Origin of the sequence: Phormidium sp. CCY1219, from assembly GCF_035615515.1 — a bacterium.
In the GTDB taxonomy this organism is placed as follows: Bacteria; Cyanobacteriota; Cyanobacteriia; order Cyanobacteriales; family Laspinemataceae; genus CCY1219.
Map to the genome: position 1 here is coordinate 1 of NZ_JAJENT010000437.1, position 19,119 is coordinate 19,119.

A 19,119-nucleotide genomic window follows, 5' to 3' on the forward strand; every position below is an offset into this window, starting at 1 on the left:
TCCCCGGATGAGGTGAAAGTCTCAAGTCCGGTTTTGAAGACGAGTAGTTCTGGTGACGGAATTGCTTAGTTTAACTATTGTGATAACCCAATCTGATAATTGCGGGGATTAATCTATTATAATAACGGCTAAATAACGGGTTTGTCAAGTGTAAGATTTTGATAAGTTTTGGGGTTGGACAGCGATCGCGCTGCCAACCGGGATGAGTGGGGCGACAAAAACAAAACAAACCTGTAAAGTAATGGGTGAACAAACCTACAGTCATCCGCGATCGCACAGTAGCGCCAACCCAGACGAGGCGATGCCGAGCTGGGGAAAGACTATTTGAAAACAATCGCGAGATGGCGCGTAAAATTATCTAAACTCCTCGCTTAGCTGGCATAAGGATTATGACTTTGCAACTGGAACCTTCTAACACTGTCATTACAGTCACTTCATCCAACTTATTTCTGCGTCATCGCCTCAAAGTGGTGGAAGACTTATGGGAGTCGGTGCTGAAGACAGAATGCGGACAAGACCTGGTAGATTTACTGGGGCAACTGAGATCGATGTATTCTGAAGAGGGACAAGCGCCGAACTTTGCTCAATCACCGGTGCTCAAGCTCGTCGAGCAGCTCGATCTCAACGATGCGATTCGAGCCACCCGGGCATTTGCGCTGTACTTCCAACTGATCAACATAGTCGAACAGCACTACGAACAGCGCGATCGGCTCAAAAGCGGAGGGGTAACGGCGAATGCACTCAGCCAAGACTCCCTCGTCTATTCTTCTGATTCCTCCATCGTGCGACGACGAGATTTAGCCAATTTCACCGCATTATTTCCCAAATTAAAACAATTAAACGTTCCGCCACAGCATATCCAGAGACTCATGGAGCATCTGGATATTCGCTTGGTCTTTACCGCCCACCCCACGGAAATCGTCCGTCATACCCTGCGAACCAAGCAACGGCGGATTGCCAAAATCCTGCAACAACTCGACCTGGTAGAAGAAACCCTCCCAGAAGACACCGCACAGATGTCCTGGGAAGCGCAATCCCTCCTCGAACAGCTAACCGAAGAAATTCGCCTGTGGTGGCGCACCGACGAACTGCATCAATTCAAACCCACGGTGCTCGACGAAGTGGACTATACCTTGCACTACTTCAAAGAAGTGCTCTTCGATGCGGTACCCCAACTGCACCAAAGGCTGAAACGCTCTTTGCAAACTTCATTTCCCTACCTGCAACCGCCGCGCAATAACTTCTGCAAATTTGGCTCCTGGGTAGGAGCCGATCGCGACGGAAACCCCTATTGCACCCCCGGAGTCACCTGGAAAACTGCCTGCTACCAGCGCCAGTTAATCTTAGACAAATACATTAACTCCGTACAGCATCTGACCCAATTGCTCTCCCTGTCCCTGCACTGGAGTGAAGTCTTGCCAGAATTGCTCGAATCTCTGGAACAAGACCGCTTGCAAATGCCCGAGATTTACGAAAATCTGGCCATTCGCTATCGTCAAGAACCCTATCGCTTAAAACTCGCCTACATCCTGCATCGGCTGGAAAACACCTGCGATCGCAATCACCGTCTTTACCAAGACTCCGACTGGAATCGCCACCTCAGCGATCTGAGCAACGCTCCCATCTACAACTCCGGAGACGAATTTCTCGCCGAGTTGCGCCTAATTCAACGCAACCTCGCCGCCACCGGGTTAAGCTGTAGCGACCTCGACACCCTGATCTGCCAAGTGGAGATTTATGGCTTCACCCTCGCCCATCTGGATCTGCGTCAAGAATCCTCCCACCACAGCGACACCATCAACGAAATCGTCGAATACCTGCAAATTCTCCCCAAATCCTACAACGAACTCTCGGAAAGCGAGCGCACCGAGTGGCTGCTGCAAGAACTGCAAACCCGCCGCCCGTTAATTCCCGTAGAACTCCCCTTCTCGGAAAAAACCTGCGAAATCTTTCAAACCTTCCAGATGCTGCGGGCATTGCAGGCAGAATTTGGCCTGGAAATCTGCCAAACCTACATCATCAGCATGAGCCACGAAGTCAGCGACTTGCTAGAAGTGTTCCTGCTGGCTAAAGAAGCGGGTCTCTATGACCCCGCCACGGGCATCAGCACCGTTTATGTGGTTCCCTTGTTTGAAACCGTGGAAGACCTGAAGCGCGCACCCTCGGTGATGCAGCAACTGTTTGAGTTGCCCCTCTATCGCGCCCTGCTGGCGGGTGGCTACGCGAACGAAACCCCCGCATCCAGCAAGGAAGCGTCTTCCCCCAATATCTCTAATCTCAAATCCCGCATCCACCCCCCGAAATTGCAAGAAGTGATGTTGGGCTATTCCGATAGCAATAAGGATTCTGGGTTCCTCAGCAGTAACTGGGAAATTCACAAGGCGCAAAAAGCACTCCAGCGCCTCGCAGAACCTTATGATATCGTCGTGAGAATCTTTCACGGACGCGGCGGATCCGTGGGCCGTGGCGGCGGTCCGGCTTATGAAGCCATTCTGGCTCAGCCGACGCGCAGTATCAACGGGCGGATTAAAATTACCGAACAAGGAGAAGTGCTCGCCAGTAAGTACACCTTGCCTGAGTTGGCGCTCTATAATTTGGAAACCATCGCCACCGCTGTGGTGCAAAGCAGTTTGCTCGGATCCGGCTTTGACGATATCGAAGCCTGGAACGAAATCATGGAGGAGCTTTCTACAGCCTCGCGCGCCCATTACCGCGCCTTGATCTACGAACAACCCGATTTTATCGACTTCTTCCACGAAGTCACTCCCATCGATGAAATCAGCAAGCTGCAAATCTCTTCGCGCCCCGCAAGGCGCAAAACTGGCAAGCGAGATTTAGGCTCTCTGCGCGCTATTCCTTGGGTGTTTAGCTGGACCCAATCTCGCTTCCTGTTGCCCGCCTGGTACGGCGTCGGTACCGCCCTGCAAGAGTTTTTGCAACAAGAACCGGAGGAACATCTCAAGCTGCTGCGGTATTTCTACCTCAAATGGCCGTTTTTCCGCATGGCGATCTCGAAGGTGGAAATGACGCTTTCTAAGGTGGATTTGGAAATCGCTCACCACTACGTGCGCGAACTAACTCAACCGGAAAACCGCGATCGCTTTCAAGCTCTGTTCGAGCAAATTACCACTGAATTCAATCTCACCCGGGAGTTGGTTCTCAACATTACCGAACACCAACGTCTGTTAGATGGCGACCCGGACCTACAGCGATCGGTTCAGCTTCGCAATGCTACGATTATTCCTCTCGGTTTGTTGCAGGTCTCTCTGCTCAAACGCCTGCGGGAACATCAAAATTATTCCGCTTCTGGCACGATTCACTCCCGTTACAGCAAGGGCGAATTGCTACGCGGCGCTTTGTTAACCATTAACGGGATCGCCGCCGGCATGCGAAATACCGGTTGATGCAGGTATTGAGGGAGCGATCGCTCCCTCAATTCGGTCATGGGTCATTTGTTATTGGTCATGGGTCATGGGTTATTGGTCATTGGTCGTTGGCTGTAAATTCTTCAGTTTTAATTCTTAATTCAAAATTGCTCAATTCGCAATTCTGACTTATTCTATGTCTAAGACGCGGATGTTAACTTGCACCTTTATCGCCCTGGCTTCTGGATTAGTGGGTTCGGTGGTGGGGTGGCAAATTAATTGGGTGGCGCATACCCATCAATGCCGAAATCAACCCGAAGGGTGGTTAAATACCTTTTGCCAAGCCCGACAAGCGCCTGGGGCGTTGTGGAAAGGCACCACGGGTAGTGTGTCGGGGTTGTGGACCGGGATGGTTTTGGGGGCATTTATCGCCGGGGTGGTCACGCGGGAGGATCGAGGAGACGCCAGGGCGATCGAGGCTCCAGACGCACAGAAGCTCTCAGCAACGCAGTTTCAGCAGTGGATCGCGGCAATTTCTCAAAAGGAGTCGCCCCCTCCCACCCTCACTGAGACCCAGGCGCGTCATCTGTTGCAGCAACTCGGTTTTTCCGCAAAAGCGATCGAATCCGCCCGGGAAGAATTGAGAATTGAGAATTGAGAATTCTCAATTCCTCGAGGAGGGATCTTCAGCTTCTTCGCGATCCTGTTGGGCAATGACCCGTTCTTGATCTGCCATTGCTCTGCGATGAGACTGTTCCCCCTCCCAATCAGCACAGCGTTCGTCCAAATCAGCGAGCAAGGGTAAGCGACCGTACAAAATCAGAGTATCGTGAGGACGGATGCAGGTATCTGCTTTTGGTGCGCCCACATAGCGATCGTTGTGGCGATGAATTCCGAGAACCGTGATTCCTTCCTTATCCAGATTCAACTCATCCAAACGCCGAGAAGCCAACCAATCTTGCGGTTTTACGGTCAATTGCGTTACCGTGTACTCGCCACACAGATGTAGCAAACTGGCATAATCGCGCACCTCAAGGCGAGTCCAGCGCTGTAGTGCCCAATGAATCACCCGAGACAGATAGCGGTCCACCCATTCACTGGTAGCGATGCACCACAAGCCAAACAGCCCGATGCTCAGTATCAGGAAGCGAAACAACCACTGACTCGGACCGACAGTGTTCACAAATGTCAGCATCAGGGATGAAATCGTGGTGACAATTCCCACATTGCCTAGCAGCATCAAAAACATGACGATTCGGCGTCGGACCGGGTGAGTGACGATGTTTTCGGCTTCATCGGTGGTAAAACCGGCACCGGTAAATGCAGAACGCGCCTGGAATCTTGCCGATTCGCGGGATAAACCGGTCAGAGTCAGGGCAACAGTGGCAATGCGGTTAATCAGTAGAGATAAACTCATCACAATTAACAATGAAACCAGCGCTGCCAATGCTTTACCTCCGCTTGTGGACTGTCTTGGGGATGAGTTGATTTTAACAGGGGAGGTGGAGGGGAAAAAAGAACCCGGGGGTAAGGTCAGGGTTAGCTTAGTGGGGTGGGGAAGCGATCGCCGCAAAATGAACCCTCTATTTTCACTAAACCCTAACATGCAGGCGATCGGCTATGATTCGTTTGCGATTGAGGTAATTATCATAAATAATAAGGGTCGATCGCCCATTAGGGAGAGCAAGGGAACCCCCTCGAGTTTCAGGTAGAGTCCGGAAACTCTACAGCTATGACTAGCCCTGGTTTACCAAACCTACGGCTATCCTGGAGGAACCCGACCCGCCAGCCAAGCACCGATTTCACGGCGCTTCACTTGCTTGTTGACATCCCACGGATACAGCCTGCTTACACCGCGAGACAACCAGATATGTACAGTATCACTCAACTGCTGATTTCCGACTTCGTTGAAAAACTGCGGTCAGGGTACCACCGCATGTACGGGGGACTCAAGCCCGATTACGCAGATATCCTAGCCTGGGCGGGAGGTATGGCATTAGAAAATATTGCCAACAGCGACGCCCTTTACCATAATGTCGAGCATACGATATTAGTCACCCTAGTGGGGCAAGAAATTTTGCGGGGAAAACACATCCGCGAGGGCGGCGTTTCCTGCGAAGATTGGTTGCATTTCACCATTTCATTATTGTGCCACGATATTGGCTACGTTAAAGGCGTGTGCCGCCAGGACCGCGATGGATGGTATGCCACGGGAATTGATGGAACGATGGTGTCTGTGCGTCCCGGTTTGACCGATGCCAGTTTGACGCCCTATCACGTCGATCGCGGCAAACTATTTATTGAAGAACGCTTTGGCGGTCACAAATTGATTAATGCCGAGGAAATCAAGCAAAATATCGAGCTAACTCGGTTCCCGGTTCCCGCTGCCGCCGATCATCAAGATACCATCAATTATCCCGGTTTGGTGCGCGCCGCCGATCTGATCGGTCAACTCAGCGATCCCCGCTATTTAAAGAAAGTAGCGGGGTTATTTTATGAGTTTGAAGAAACGGGTTTTAATCAAAAGGTCGGCTATAAAGATCCGGGGGATTTACGCAAAAATTACCCGCAGTTTTATTGGGGTGTGGTTTATCAATATATCCAGGATGCTTTGGGTTATTTAGAATTAACTCAGCAAGGAAAGCAAATTATTGCCAATCTCTACGCGAATGTGTTTGTTGTGGAACACGAACCCGCAAAGAAGGAGCCGTAAAGGGTCAATTTCATCTCTGTGGTTTAGGGGCAAGGGTCAAAATTTCTTGACTTTTGCCTCTATTTGTGTTTTGCTTGAGGGTTGAGGATAAAGGTGGGAGTGGGTTCGAGGGAGACTCGAAGGGCGCGCCCAAACCTCTCCTTTTGTTCCCTTGCCTTTGGGTGACGGAACAGCCACAATCGAACGGGTAGTTTTTTCGGCGGGAGTGACGCTAAATGTATGGAAATGTGATGGATGCAGTTCGAGGAGAACTGCGGCAGATTTTGCAGGAGGGGGATGTTTTTTCCGGGGGAGAAGGCGAAGTCAAAGAGCTGCGATCGCGCCTTATCCGGATTAACGCGCCTCGCGAACGGGTGATTATTTATCCCCGACAAAATTATAATATCTTCGCTTGCCTGTTCGCCACCTTATCGGCGATCGCCGGCCATATTGACCCGCCCGGTTTGTCTCATTATCTCCCCGGAAATCCCCCCAACTCGCAAACCCTGCAAGGGAGATATGCAGCTTCCAAAACCCTCAGACAATCCCTTGGGGGCGATCCACTACAAGACATTGCCCAAACCCTGCAAGCATCCCCCAATAACGGTACGGCGATTTTAACCCTTGGCGATCGCAATTGCGCCACCCACACCTGCTTGCACTTTCTGACTCGCGCGGGCAAACTCCATCTCAACGTCATCTTACCCGCCGCTCAAATTCTATCTGATTTTGCCGAATTTGAAACGTTTAAATGGAGCGTTTTACAAGAAATTATCGCCCGGTGGACGAATACCAAACTCGGCGAATGTTCCTATTTTATCGCCGCATTTCAGGCAGCGTCAACCGAGTTAAGAATGGGGAAAAGCCTGCTGAAAAATACCCCAGAAAAAACGCTTTATCAGTTTGGCATTGCCCCTGCCGAGTTGAGCGCTTCTCGGTCAGCCTTTGACCAAATGATGTGGCGCTGGATCGAAATAGAATCGGGGATGCGTCAAGGAGAAAATGGGCTAGAAACGGCTATCGATTGCTTGGCAGATGAATTTATTAAAACCAGCTTGCAATTGCTTTATGTTTACAATCGCTATCGGCATGGAGAATCGGTAGAAGAGATTGCCAAGCGGATAGAAAAGTGGCCAAACAGTGATTTAAAAGTGGCGGCGATCGCCTATTTTGCCGAAGAATTCAATCGCCGCGATTTTATCACCTTGTCGGAGAAAGAAAGCGAATACTTTGACAACCTGTGGGGCGAGAAAAAATCCGCTCATGCATATTCATTTTCCGAGATTTACCAGGTTCTCAGCATCCTGCACTACAAGAAAACCCTCGTTTACAAAAATAGCTGGAAAAAGCACGGCGAAGCATTAGGGGTATTTGCCGGCATTTCGCGAAAATACGACCGCTTGGAAACGATTTTTACCGAAAACGTAAAACCCACCGCCGATGAATCGATTCTCGATACATTTGCCGATTTAGCGGTTTATTCCACCAAGTATTTAACTTACCTTGCGGAACATTATCCGGCGATGTTTGAGGAATTTGTCCGTCAATATCCCCCTGTCGAACCGCTAGAAAATTACTGGCACAATGAGGGGTTCGACCCCGTGGCAAAAATCCTGATTCGCTGCTATGAATCCGCGCCCCAATTGCAGGAGATATCCAGTTACCGGGCCTGTTTTGAGGCGATACAGGAGAAGTACAAGGAACTCGAAGAGATATTTGTGCAAGGGGATTGGAAAGTTGCCGATCCGCGCAAATGCAGTTTGTCGGCGGAGTTAGGGATGGTTTCGGTGCATTATTTGGTCTTGGCATCGAGACAGGAACCGGAAAGGGTGGAGAAGTTTGCCCGGGCGATCGAGAATCTCTAATCTGGATTCGAGGTAAAGAGGCGATGCATCGCGTTTCTACTTGCCTCTGAATGGTATGGTAGTTTAGGAGTTATTTTTGTTTTGTCAAACACCATGACAGCAATCGGTAAGGCCAAAAAATTTGAGTACAATGCCCTTTATAAGCCTAACCAGTTAATTTGTGGTCGAGGTCAAACCGCCATGATTACCGGATGGACAGTGAAACAGGCGATCGCCAAACAGTTAGACCCCCACGAATATGCTGTCATCGGTCAACTGTACTCCCCCACACGCGGCATCAGCTTGCTTATCCGCAATCTATTAGCCAATCCCCACGTCCGCTATCTCGTCGCACTCAACGCTACCAAAGAAGACCGCAACGCTGGCGGTTGTCAGTGCCTTATCGACTTTTTCCGCAATGGATTTACCAAAGGAAAAACCGATACCGGGCGGGATTGTTGGACGATAAATTCTCCCATCCCCGGTTATATAGATATCGAGATTCCGGTTCAGGTTTTAGAACAATTGCGTAGTGCCATTAAATGGAAAGAAGCCTCAAACATCGCTGAAGCGATATCTGAGGCGAAGAATTTTGCGTCAAAACCAGCAGAACCTTGGAGCAAACCGTTAGAATTTCCAATGGCCACAGTCACACCTACGGTATTGCCTGGACCTCGTTATGGTCATCGAATCGAAGGCAAAACGATTGCCGAAACCTGGGTGAAAATCATTCATCGCATCAAAACCACCGGCACTATTCGGCCTACCGGTTACGATGGCAAATGGCAAGAATTAATCGACCTGATGGCGGTAGTAACCGACGAACCCCCCGAGTTTTATTTTCCCGACCCGAATTATTTACCCATCGACCGCGAGTTCCTGAAAGAATACGTTTCCCAAATATTAGATGATGCTCCCTACGCAGAAGGCGTAAAATATACCTACGGCCAGCGCTTACGAAGCTGGTTTGGGAAAGACCAGGTTGAGCAAGTCATAGAAAAACTCATCGGAGAAATTGATGCGGCTAGTGGCGTAATGTCCCTTTGGGATGTGCGCGACCACGACATGGGAGGCAGTCCGTGCTTAAATCATATTTGGGTGCGGGTAGTGGAAAATGAGTTATCCCTGACGGCAGTTTTTAGAAGTAACGATATGTTTTCCGCTTGGCCTGCTAATGCGATGGGGTTGAGAGCATTGCAGCAGCATATCCGCAATGCGATCGCCAAACGTTCCGAGTACGATTTAAAGATGGGACCGTTGATGACCCTGAGTCAAAGCGCCCATATTTATGACGATACCTGGGACAATGCAGATAAGCTGATTAAATCGCAATATGCTAAAATATGTCAGCAAAGAGATTATGCCGACGAGTCCGGTAATTTTGCGATTAGCGTGAAAGAAGGCGAGATTATCGTAGAACATACAACCCCTGGTTCTGGAGAAGTGGTTAATTGCTATTGCGGCTTCTCGGCGGGGCAGCTTTCTCGGCAAATCGCAGCAGATTGTCCCACGCTGCAAGTGGAACACGCGCTGTATTTGGGAAGCGAGTTGCAAAAGGCAGAGGTAGCTCGATTGATGAAAAACGATAGGCTTTACGAACAAGACAAACCTTTAAAGAAAACGCCTAATTTGTAATGCCGCCGAGGATTTTTTAAATGACAGTTGTAAGCGAACGAGAGTTAATCGGCCAACTGGGTAACGGTCATTGCCGAAATTCAATTTAATGACTATAAGGATGCCTTAGACTAGCTTCAACCCTATTTAGAACAGTGGAAATTAAGCCGTTCTACCCAGGCTCATCCAAATCGGTTATCCTCTACCTAACGGATGGATTTTTGCCTCAGTGGAATGTTAGCATTAAGAAAGAAGAATTGCCAGAATAATAATTAATGAAACTAGAAGAAATCCGACCAACATGGGATGAATATTTTCTGATGTTGGCGAAATTAGCGGCTACGCGATCGACTTGTCTCGCCTTTCCCGTTGGTGCGGTTATCGTGAAAAATAAACAAGTTGTAGCCACTGGTTATAATGGGTCGCCGAGTGGTTCGGCGCATTGTACGGCGCAGGGTTATTGCTATCCGGGGTTGAGTAGTTGCGATACGAGCAAAACTATGCCCTCCCGGGCAGTTCATGCGGAAGCCAATGCGATCGCCCAAGCGGCAAAACACGGCATTTCTACCGAAGGGGCCAGCATTTACGTCACCCTCGAACCTTGTCTGTCTTGCTTGAAATTAATCATTTCTGCGGGCATTAACGAGGTGTTTTACGAAACCACTTTTAACAGTGGCAATAGCATTCTAGTGCGAGATTCCTTTATCCAAGATGGGTTGGTGACGCTCAAACAAATTCACCTATCGGAGGCGATCGCCGAAAAAGCAGCCACTTTTCTGCTCAATCCTACCTCCATTGCTCGAAATGCTCAACTCAAATAACCCAGATTCCCTGCTTGGCAGTGAGAAAAGCTAGCATGGCAGTGAACTTTTCTCCTGTTCGCCGATAATGGGTGAGAAATCGGCAGCATTCCGCTTTCGATTCCTTCAGCAAACGAACTCCGCGATGAGAGGTTATCCTGATTGAATCAAAAGGGGCGGTTATGGGATGCGGTAAGCGCGATCGGTATGGTGGCGACGGTGGGCTTTAAATTGGAATGTCGATAATAAATTCCGTCCCTTCTCCCGGTTGAGAAATACACTGCAACTGCCCGCCATGTTGTTCGGTGACAATTTGATAGCTAATTGACAATCCCAGTCCAGTACCTTGACCTACGGGTTTGGTGGTAAAGAAGGGGTCAAATATTTTCTGGCGAAGGCTTTCGCTCATTCCACATCCATTATCGGCAATCCGAATCCTCACCGTTTGCGCCTCTCCCATTTCGGTAGTAATGCGAATTTCAGGAGACTTGCTGCAATCAGGCGAACTGAGAACGTCGATCGCATTGGTAATAACGTGCAGAAATACCTGATTGAGTTGACTGGCGTAGCAGTTGACCAAGGGAAGTGGCTCGTAGTTTTTGACAATGGCAATTTCGGGGCAGTCACGTTTAGGCTTGAGGCGATGTTGCAATACCAAGAAAGTATTCTCCAAGCCTTCGTGGATATCTACTTGCTTCTTTTCCGCTTCTTGGATGCGAGAGAAATTCCGCAAACCCAGAATAATTTTTTTAATGCGATCGCTCCCGGTTTGCATGGAATTTAACAGATTCGCCAAATCATTCCCCAAAAATTCTAGGTCAATCTCTTCCTGTTTGTCTTGAATCGTCTTACTGGAGTGAGGAGATTCTCCTTCGTAGAGGGCGAGCAAGTCGAGTAAATCGTGAAAATATTCGCGAGCGTGAGTGATATTCCCCGCGATAAAATTGATGGGATTATTAATTTCGTGGGCAATCCCCGCCATCATTTGTCCCAAACCCGACATCTTTTCCATTTGGATTAACTGAGCTTGAGTTTGCTGCAATTGGCGAAGGGTTTTTTGCAACTGTTGGTTATTGTCTTGCAGTTGTTGGGTTCTTTGTTGGACTAAGACTTCTAGGTTATGGCTGTACTCTTCTAAACGCTGGTAAAGTCGAGCATTTTCGATCGAGATAGCCGCTTGGCTGGTGATGAGATTGAGGACTTCGATGCGCTCTGGCGTGAAGGCCCCTACAGTGAGGTGATTTTCCAGATAAAGAATGCCGATAAATTTTCCCTGGTTGAGGATGGGAATGCAAACCAGACTTTTTGGGGGCTGTTCAATCAGGTATGGATCGGCGCTGAAGGTTGTGTCTCGGTCGAGATTATTGACCAGCAGGCTTTTTTGTGTCTGTTTGACGGTGTTAATGATACTCGTTGGGAAATGGTGAGATGGGTTGTGTAAGGGCGTAGAGAGATGGCAGTTACTGCGATCGCATTGGGCGGCGACTTCCCAATCCCCGCCGTTATTTAATACTAAAACTCCCTTGCTGGCTCCCGCATTTTCCAGGACGATCTTCATTAATTTCGAGAGCAAGGTTTCCAGTTCAATTTCTTCGGAAATTGCTTGAGACGTTGCGATCGCAGCGGTGAGGTCGAAGAAAGCACTGGTGGTAGTAACAGTTCCCAAACTTTGGCTAGAGATGCGCGGATTGCTGGTATTGAGATCCCGGGATTGTTGCAGGATAGAAGTGAGGAGTTGGGGATATTTCTCTTCGAGGTGATGGGTTTTGGCTAAACTTCCCCAACGGGCATAACAATAGTAAGCTTCCGTCATATAGCCTGCGGCAACTTTTTGTTTGCCCCAATTGAGGTAAAATTTGGCAGCAAGTTCGTTGGCGAGAGCTTCCTCTTGCAGATAGCCGTTGGCTTTCGCGCCGGCGATCGCGCGATCGTAAAGTTCGATAGCTGTCGCCTTCTCTCCGAACACTCGTGCTTTTTCAGCTTCTACCAGATCGGATTTATGCTGACAATTCATCGGGCCATACTCTGCCCATTTTTTCAGCTTGTCCCCCTCGAAGGCGACTCGTGCCAGTGTTTCTTGTCGGCTTTCCTCATCCGTGGCATTTGCGTAACAATCGAGAAAGGTTAACGCCTTAAAAAACCTGTAGAATACTTCCGGCGGATACCCCACTAAGACATCTATATACTTTTCCCCTTCGGCAAATAACAAGGCGGCGCGATCGCTGTGTTCCCACAAATACGCTAACGTGGGCTTAATCCAATACAACGTGCCCAACGCTAGCATATCATTTTCTTGTTGGTGAATGGGATGGGAAACGCTTTCGTTATAAATTTCGCCGTTTAATTTCCAAGGCTGCCCACCTTTTTGCTGCAAGTTTTCAACGGCTTGTCCAAAAATTTTGATATGGGTTAAAGCAGAGGTTTGTTTGATTTCTTTTAACCTCAAACTGTAGGTTGAAATGTCTGCACTGAGTTCTGCAAGTTCTTTGCCGACGTGATAGGAGTAGGAGCAGTAAAATGCCGCTCCATAACCTGCGATTTCTAGCTCGCCACTCTCCAATGCCTTGACATAAATTTCTTTCAGATGAGGTAAAAGGTGGTTGAGATTTTCTCGCCAATGCTCGATGCCAAAATAAACGATGAGGAGCGTTTTCGCCTCTATCGGTCTCGCATTCAGTTTAGACAAAGCCGATAGAGCGAGCTGTTTGAATTGAAAGCCAGCGTCCAAGTCGTCCAAAATGCTACATTCGATCCGACCGTAATTGGCGTAAGCAAAAGCGGATGTTGGTGCATGACCGTATTGCAGCGATAGAGTCACTTGTTTGATAATGGTAAGCAACCAAAGCTGGATATTGTAAGCATAAGTAATCGCATAGAGACTGTAGAGAATCCGAACGATCGCTTGGGCTTGGGGGTCGGTCATCAGCGGGAGATTGACTAAATCTGCGATCGCGCTTTCCCCTAACTTACCCTTGATTTCCGACCAACCTTGTTGTAGCTCTTCTTCTGTCGGGTTTTCCGGGAGATGGACTCCCAAGGACTTGAGTACATCTAATCCCAGTTGAGTGCCTTCCGATAATCGATTTTGGGCAAAATAGGATTGAATCTGGACTTGATAAATGGAGATAGCTTCTAGGGAACTGTTCGTATTGGCCAGAATAATTTTTGCCAGTTCTTCCACCGCTTCAAAATCGCCGTTGAGATACGCCAATTCAGCAGACTCTTGGGACAGTTCTAGGGTCAGTGAATGGGAATTTTGCCACCCTTGCAAACCCAGCAGTTCTCGGCCAATATTGGCATAGTTCCAAGCGGCTTGATAAGCGGCTGAAGTTTTGGCTTTCCGAGTGGCGATCGCATTATAACGAGCGATTTCTTTTTTTTCGTTTTGCTCTTTAACACCTTCGAGTCCCGCATTGAATTGAGCAACCAGCTTAAAAATATTGGCTTCCAGTTCCCCAGGCGGCGTATGAGTTGCCAACAAGCGACCGATTTTTAGATGGGTAGACTGCTGAAGCTCTGGAGAAATTAGAGCATAAGCAGCTTGCTGGACGCGATCGTGGAGAAATCGATACTCCGAGTTGCTAGTTTCCCCTTGGAAGTTGTCGGGATTGTCTCCTAGGTAAAACTTGTAGGTTTCGCCCTCAGGAAAAATCAATCCCTCGGCTAAGGCTTCCCATAAATCGACGGCGGTTTCTTCTGGAGAGTTTTCCGCCACGATTGCTAATTCTTTCAGGGAAAACTCATTGCCAATGCAAGCTGCAAGTTTTAACACCTCTTGGGTTCTGGGGGAGAGTTTTTGCAGGCGTGCCATCATAAATTCCACCACATCAGTGGTGAGCGCCAGTTGGCGCACTTGTCCCAAGTTACATTGCCAATATCCCACCGTCGGTTCAAACGCAATGCAGCTTTCCTCATATAATCGGAGCAAGAACTGAGTGGTAAAAAAGGGATTTCCCTGGGTTTTTTGATACACCAACCGGGAGAGTGGCGCGGCGATCGCAGTGGAACACAACAAGGTATCGGCAATCAACCGAGTAATATTCTCCTCACTCAAAGCACCCAGAGTTAAGGTATTAACAACTGCACCTTTTTTCTCAAGTTCTTCCAGGGTCAGCATCAGCGGATGAGCGGGAAATACCTCGTTATCCCGATAGGCTCCTAAAATGAGCAAATAACTCGCTTCTGACTCCTCCATTAATAACTTCAGCAGCTTCGAGGAGGCCAAATCCGCCCACTGCAAGTCATCCAAAAAAATAACCAGGGGGTGTTCTTTTTTGGCAAACAGACGCACGAACTTGCCAAAGAGCAAGTTAAAGCGGTTTTGAGCGGCACTGCCCGACAGTTCGGGGGCAGGGGCTTGTTGCCCGATGATGGCTTCTAACTCGGGAATTACATCGATGAGAACTTGGCCGTTTGCTCCGACTTCATCCAGGATTTTTGCTTTCCAAATAGCCAGTTGTGCATCGGAAGAACCGAGCAACTGCCGCATCAAATCTCGGAAAGCTTGCACGAAAGCCGAGAAAGGAATATTGCGATTGAGTTGGTCGAATTTCCCCTTGATAAAGTAGCCGCGTTGCTTGACAATGGGTTTGTGAACTTCATTCACCACAGCGGTTTTGCCAATCCCAGAAAATCCGGCAACGAGCATCATCTCCGTTGCACCGTTGGCGACGCGATCGAAGGCATCTAGCAGGGTTTGGACTTCGGCTTCCCGTCCGTAGAGTTTTTCGGGAATCACGAAGCGATCGCATCGATCTCGTTTTCCTAGCTCAAACGGCGTAATTTCTCCGGTGGCTTCTAATTGTTGCAGACAGCGTTCTAGATCCTGTTTTAAACCCAATGCACTCTGATAGCGATTTTCGGCATTCTTTGCCATCAATTTAAGGACGATCGCTTGCAGCATTTCGGGAATTTCAGTATTTTTGGAAAATTGCACCCCTTGGGCAATGTGGCAATGCACCAACTCCATCGGATCGTCGGTGGTAAAGGGCACTTCTGCGGTTAGCAGTTCGAAAAAGGTCACGCCAAGGGAATAAAAATCGGTACGGTAGTCGATTCCTCGGTTCATGCGCCCGGTTTGTTCCGGGGAAATGTAAGCCAGGGTTCCTTCCAACAGGTTGGGGTTGAGGAGTTGCTGTTGTTCTTTGGGCAGCAAGCTGGAGATGCTGAAGTCGATCGCTTTGACTTGGCGGGTTTGGGGATGGATGACGAGATTCGCCGGTTTGATATCTTTGTGGATGATGCGCTTTTGCGTCAGATAATGCAGTGCTTCTGCCAGTTGGATGCCAAGGGTAAGAAATTCGGCGAGAGAACGGTTTGACTGCTGCCAGTAGTCGGATAGGGCGATCGCCCCATCATCGGGCATCACCAAAACGTAGCCATTTTCGTAGCGTTCTAATGCTAAAGGGCGCAGGATCCCGGGGTGGTCCAGATTGCGGATGATGATATATTGGTTGCGAAACTGAACTAGCTCTTTAAAGTTGGGGTGGGGGTTTCGCAGAACTTTGAGGATGACGGGTTGGCGATCGCTGTCTCGAATGCCTCGATACACGAGGGTGCGACTCCCGGCATAAATAAGGGTGGTTTCTCGATAGCCAGCTAAATTGAGTCTCGTCATCACGAATCAGGGTAATCCATTCGGTAAACTTTTCTGTACCTAGGTCCGCATTGCCCAGATTTCCCCATTCTATCTTTCCTTTTTCGGATTCGCCTGGATTTTTTTATGTTTTTTTGGGATTTGGTGACAAAATATTACCACAATTATTCACTAAAAATCCAAGAAGACATAGAAATTATTGATATTCTACCAATTAAAGGTCTTTCTTTATCAGTTTAGACCGGAATGAGTTAAGGCGGGTAAAATTGCGCTATAAACCCCCGAAACAAGACAATTCGCAATTGATAAAAAAAGCCATTGTAGAGAATCAATCCCCTTGGGAAGAGGGTTCGGATGATTTTCAGTTTTCGGCAGCAGTGGCAGAGTTTGGCATGGTGTTGCGAAATACGCCCCATCGGGGAAATGCCAGTTTTGATGAAGCCTTGCGGTGAGCTTCGTCAGGGAAGGGCGTAGATTTAGCCGGATATCGCAGTGAGTTTATTCGGTTAGTGAAAGAGGCAGATGCGACGCGAAAAATGAAGAATGAAGAATTGGTCATTGGTCATTAACCAATAACCAATGACCAAGGACAAATGACCAATTCTTTACGGTCGATGACTGCGACGAATTTCGGTGATTTGGTCGGCTTTTTCCAAAATCGAAGGCAGCATGTGGGGACCGGTTAAGATGATATCCACGTGAACCGGGCGTTTTTCGAGAAATTCGAGGACTTCAGATTCGGGAATTAAGCCGAAATTAATCGCTAAACTTAATTCATCGAGGACCACGAGGGAGTATTTGCCCTCCAAGACAACTTTTTGGGTGTAGTCCCATAGTTGCTGCACGGAGGTGGTCTCAATTTCGTCGAGTTCCGGGGTATCGATGCAGCGGGGCAAGTCGCAACGGATCCAATCTAAGTTTTGCCCGAGTTGGACGGGTGCTTCTGGTCCCTGTCCGAGACCTCCTTTGAGGAACTGTACCACGAGTACGGGGGTTCCCTGTCCGGAAATTCGCAACGCCTGCGCCATAACGCTGGTAAAAAAGTTGCGCTGGGTGCTGGTGAAGACTTGAATCAGCCCTTCAACGATGTAGTGTGGGCGACATGGGGTATCGAGAGTGGGACTTTCTAGCTGTGCGATCATAGGGAAACCTGTAGTGATTGATGAATCTGATGGTAGATCTACTTAACGCAAAAGTAGTGGGTTTGGCAACAAACTGTTACCAATATTTAGCGTAGTTTATCGAACTGTTGCGAAATAAAACGCTATATGTACAAAATGTACGATATGGAAGCCAGGGTGGGGGCTGGGAAAGGATCCAGTTGATTTTCTCGTCGAGTGGGAGATTGGGGCGCGAGGGTGATAGAGTCAAGAGTGGGTCAAATTAGGAGTTTGTTGCCGTGAGATTGGTCATTCTAGGCGGACCTGGGGCCGGGAAAGGAACGCAGGCGGCAAGATTGTGCAGCCATCTGGAGATTCCCTGGATTTCCACTGGGGAAATCCTGCGCCAGGCGATCGCCGCTCAAACCGAATTAGGCAAACAGGCACAGCCTTATCTGGACAAAGGCGAACTGGTGCCGGATCCGACCATGATCGAGTTCATTCACCAACGGCTAACTCAACCTGATGCGGCGTCTGGATGGTTGCTCGATGGCTATCCGCGCACGGCATTTCAGGCGGAAGAACTGGATTTTGAGCTGGAAAAGTTGGGTCAACAGCTCGATCGCGCCATTTGGTTGAAGGTGTCGTCAGAGGAATTAATGCGGCGATCGATTCTGCGGGGTCAAAGCGAGGCCCACGGATCCCGTCCCGATGACGAACCGGAAATTATCCGCCGCCGGATCCAGTTATTTGAGGAACGCACCACCCCTCTGCTGGATTATTACGACTATGGCGATCGCTTGCTCACCATCAATGGCGATCCCCCGCCTGACGAAGTGCATGAAGCCATTTTAAGCCAGCTCATGCAGACCCTAGCGGATAAATAATCCCCCTCCTCGGAAGGGTGAATTTGACCTCATCCACCACGAACAACTCTCAACTCTCAATCGACAATGTGGCAGCGTCCTGACGGAAGAAACCCCTCTCAACTGCGTCCGATAAGTTTTGAAAAAGATTTTACGCGCTTCGCCGCGAGTTCGGTTCTGACTCGCTGCGGCGATACGCAAGTGCTGTGTACGGTAACGGTGAACCCTGGGGTGCCGCGATTTTTAGAAGACTCGGGCCAAGGATGGTTGACGGCGGAATACCGAATGCTACCGGGGGCCACGCCGCAACGCCAAGCGCGAGAATTGATGAAACTCTCGGGACGAACCCAGGAAATTCAGCGCTTGATCGGGCGCAGTTTGCGGGCGTCGTTGGATTTAGAGGGGTTGGGAGAACGGACTATTATCGTGGATGCTGACGTGCTGCAAGCGGATGCTGGAACCCGCACCACTTCGATTACTGGCGGGTTTGTAGCCTTGGCATTGGCGATGGAAAAGCTGGTGCACTCGGGAGAGTTAGCGCGATCGCCCATTCGTCACCAAGTGGCGGCGGTTTCTGTGGGTCTTTTGGAAGGCGAACCGATGCTGGATTTAAACTATCGCGAAGATGTGGCTGCCGAGATTGATTTTAATGTGGTAATGACTGAGAAAAAGGAAATTATCGAGATGCAAGGTACTGCGGAATCGGGCAGTTTTAGCCGCTCTCAATTGAATGGGATTTTAGATGTGGCGGAAAAAGGAATTGGGGAGTTGTTAGCGGCGCAACGTCAAGAAATTGCAAGCGCAAAATCAGCGGTTTGAGGGGTAGGGCGTGGGAGATGGGTTTCTGAGTGAGAAGGCGATGGGAGAGTCGCTTTGCTCGCGCATTGAGTAGGAGAAAACTGGATGGCGATCGCGCCCAAGCTGAGGGATGAATATGCCGAAATTGCCTTTAAATCAGCCGCTACCCATCGAACTTCCCGAGCCAATATTGGCGGAGTTTTGCCGGGGAATTAGGCGATCGCGCAATATGCTAACATGGGAATCAACCCCAATACCCGTTACGATTTGTGGTGTAGAGTGTCAGCACCCCGCTCTAAAGAGACGGGGCTTCTAGGCTCTGACTTTAGGTAGCTGACCAGCCTAAGCCCTACGAGGGCTACGTTCAGAGCAAGAGTTAAATTCCCCTCCATAGAGGTGCGTGCCAGCTTCAAGCTCTAGAACCGAATTGTTAAACACTCCTAC

The 19,119-nt window shown here is 49.1% G+C and carries 12 protein-coding genes; 9 read left to right on the top strand and 3 right to left on the bottom strand.

Features of this window, described 5'->3' with window-relative positions; all coding sequences use genetic code 11:
* Nucleotides 1-389 precede the first annotated feature (389 nt).
* Together ppc and LKK83_RS10170 are read left to right on the top strand one after the other, a co-directional pair.
* A complete protein-coding gene (gene ppc, locus LKK83_RS10165) occupies nt 390-3,404 on the top strand; it encodes a phosphoenolpyruvate carboxylase (protein WP_324630980.1) in 3,015 nt (1,004 codons plus the stop codon).
* A gap of 157 nt (nt 3,405-3,561) precedes the next feature.
* Complete coding sequence (locus LKK83_RS10170) at nt 3,562-4,023, top strand: hypothetical protein (protein ID WP_324630981.1); 462 nt, start codon at nt 3,562-3,564, stop codon at nt 4,021-4,023.
* A gap of 6 nt (nt 4,024-4,029) precedes the next feature.
* Here LKK83_RS10170 and LKK83_RS10175 read toward each other — a convergent pair whose 3' ends face one another.
* Nucleotides 4,030-4,782: a TrkA C-terminal domain-containing protein gene (locus LKK83_RS10175; protein ID WP_324630982.1), complete on the bottom strand. Its 753-nt coding sequence runs from the start codon at nt 4,780-4,782 to the stop codon at nt 4,030-4,032.
* A 453-nt stretch (nt 4,783-5,235) separates the two neighbouring features.
* Between LKK83_RS10175 and LKK83_RS10180 the strand changes: the two genes are divergently transcribed.
* From LKK83_RS10180 to LKK83_RS10195, 4 genes are all read left to right on the top strand, one after another.
* Nucleotides 5,236-6,078 carry an Npun_R2479 family HD domain-containing metalloprotein gene (locus tag LKK83_RS10180; RefSeq protein ID WP_324630983.1) on the top strand — a complete coding sequence of 281 codons (843 nt, stop codon included), beginning with the start codon at nt 5,236-5,238 and terminating at the stop codon, nt 6,076-6,078.
* Between the two features lie 230 nt (nt 6,079-6,308).
* Nucleotides 6,309-7,922, top strand: coding sequence for a hypothetical protein (locus LKK83_RS10185; RefSeq protein ID WP_324630984.1), 1,614 nt, complete (start codon nt 6,309-6,311; stop codon nt 7,920-7,922).
* A 93-nt stretch (nt 7,923-8,015) separates the two neighbouring features.
* Nucleotides 8,016-9,536 carry a thymidylate synthase gene (locus LKK83_RS10190; protein WP_324630985.1) on the top strand — a complete coding sequence of 507 codons (1,521 nt, stop codon included), beginning with the start codon at nt 8,016-8,018 and terminating at the stop codon, nt 9,534-9,536.
* Nucleotides 9,537-9,790: 254 nt separating this feature from the next.
* Nucleotides 9,791-10,336, top strand: coding sequence for a deoxycytidylate deaminase (locus LKK83_RS10195; RefSeq protein ID WP_324630986.1), 546 nt, complete (start codon nt 9,791-9,793; stop codon nt 10,334-10,336).
* Between the two features lie 205 nt (nt 10,337-10,541).
* On the opposite strand, the gene LKK83_RS10200 is transcribed toward LKK83_RS10195, so the two are convergent.
* Nucleotides 10,542-15,932 carry a trifunctional serine/threonine-protein kinase/ATP-binding protein/sensor histidine kinase gene (locus LKK83_RS10200; protein WP_324630987.1) on the bottom strand — a complete coding sequence of 1,797 codons (5,391 nt, stop codon included), beginning with the start codon at nt 15,930-15,932 and terminating at the stop codon, nt 10,542-10,544.
* Nucleotides 15,933-16,141: 209 nt separating this feature from the next.
* Here LKK83_RS10200 and LKK83_RS10205 point away from each other — a divergent pair, with 209 nt between their 5' ends.
* Nucleotides 16,142-16,363, top strand: coding sequence for a YfbK domain-containing protein (locus LKK83_RS10205; RefSeq protein ID WP_324630991.1), 222 nt, complete (start codon nt 16,142-16,144; stop codon nt 16,361-16,363).
* A gap of 153 nt (nt 16,364-16,516) precedes the next feature.
* Here LKK83_RS10205 and LKK83_RS10210 read toward each other — a convergent pair whose 3' ends face one another.
* Nucleotides 16,517-17,053 (bottom strand): P-loop NTPase family protein, encoded by a 537-nt coding sequence (locus LKK83_RS10210; protein WP_324630988.1) that lies wholly within the window; start codon nt 17,051-17,053, stop codon nt 16,517-16,519.
* A 257-nt stretch (nt 17,054-17,310) separates the two neighbouring features.
* Here LKK83_RS10210 and LKK83_RS10215 point away from each other — a divergent pair, with 257 nt between their 5' ends.
* Nucleotides 17,311-17,898: an adenylate kinase gene (locus LKK83_RS10215; protein WP_324630989.1), complete on the top strand. Its 588-nt coding sequence runs from the start codon at nt 17,311-17,313 to the stop codon at nt 17,896-17,898.
* A gap of 66 nt (nt 17,899-17,964) precedes the next feature.
* The gene (rph, locus tag LKK83_RS10220) at nt 17,965-18,696 is read left to right on the top strand and encodes a ribonuclease PH (RefSeq protein WP_324630990.1); all 732 of its coding nucleotides are present in this window, start codon (nt 17,965-17,967) and stop codon (nt 18,694-18,696) included.
* The last annotated feature ends 423 nt before the right edge of the window (nt 18,697-19,119 follow it).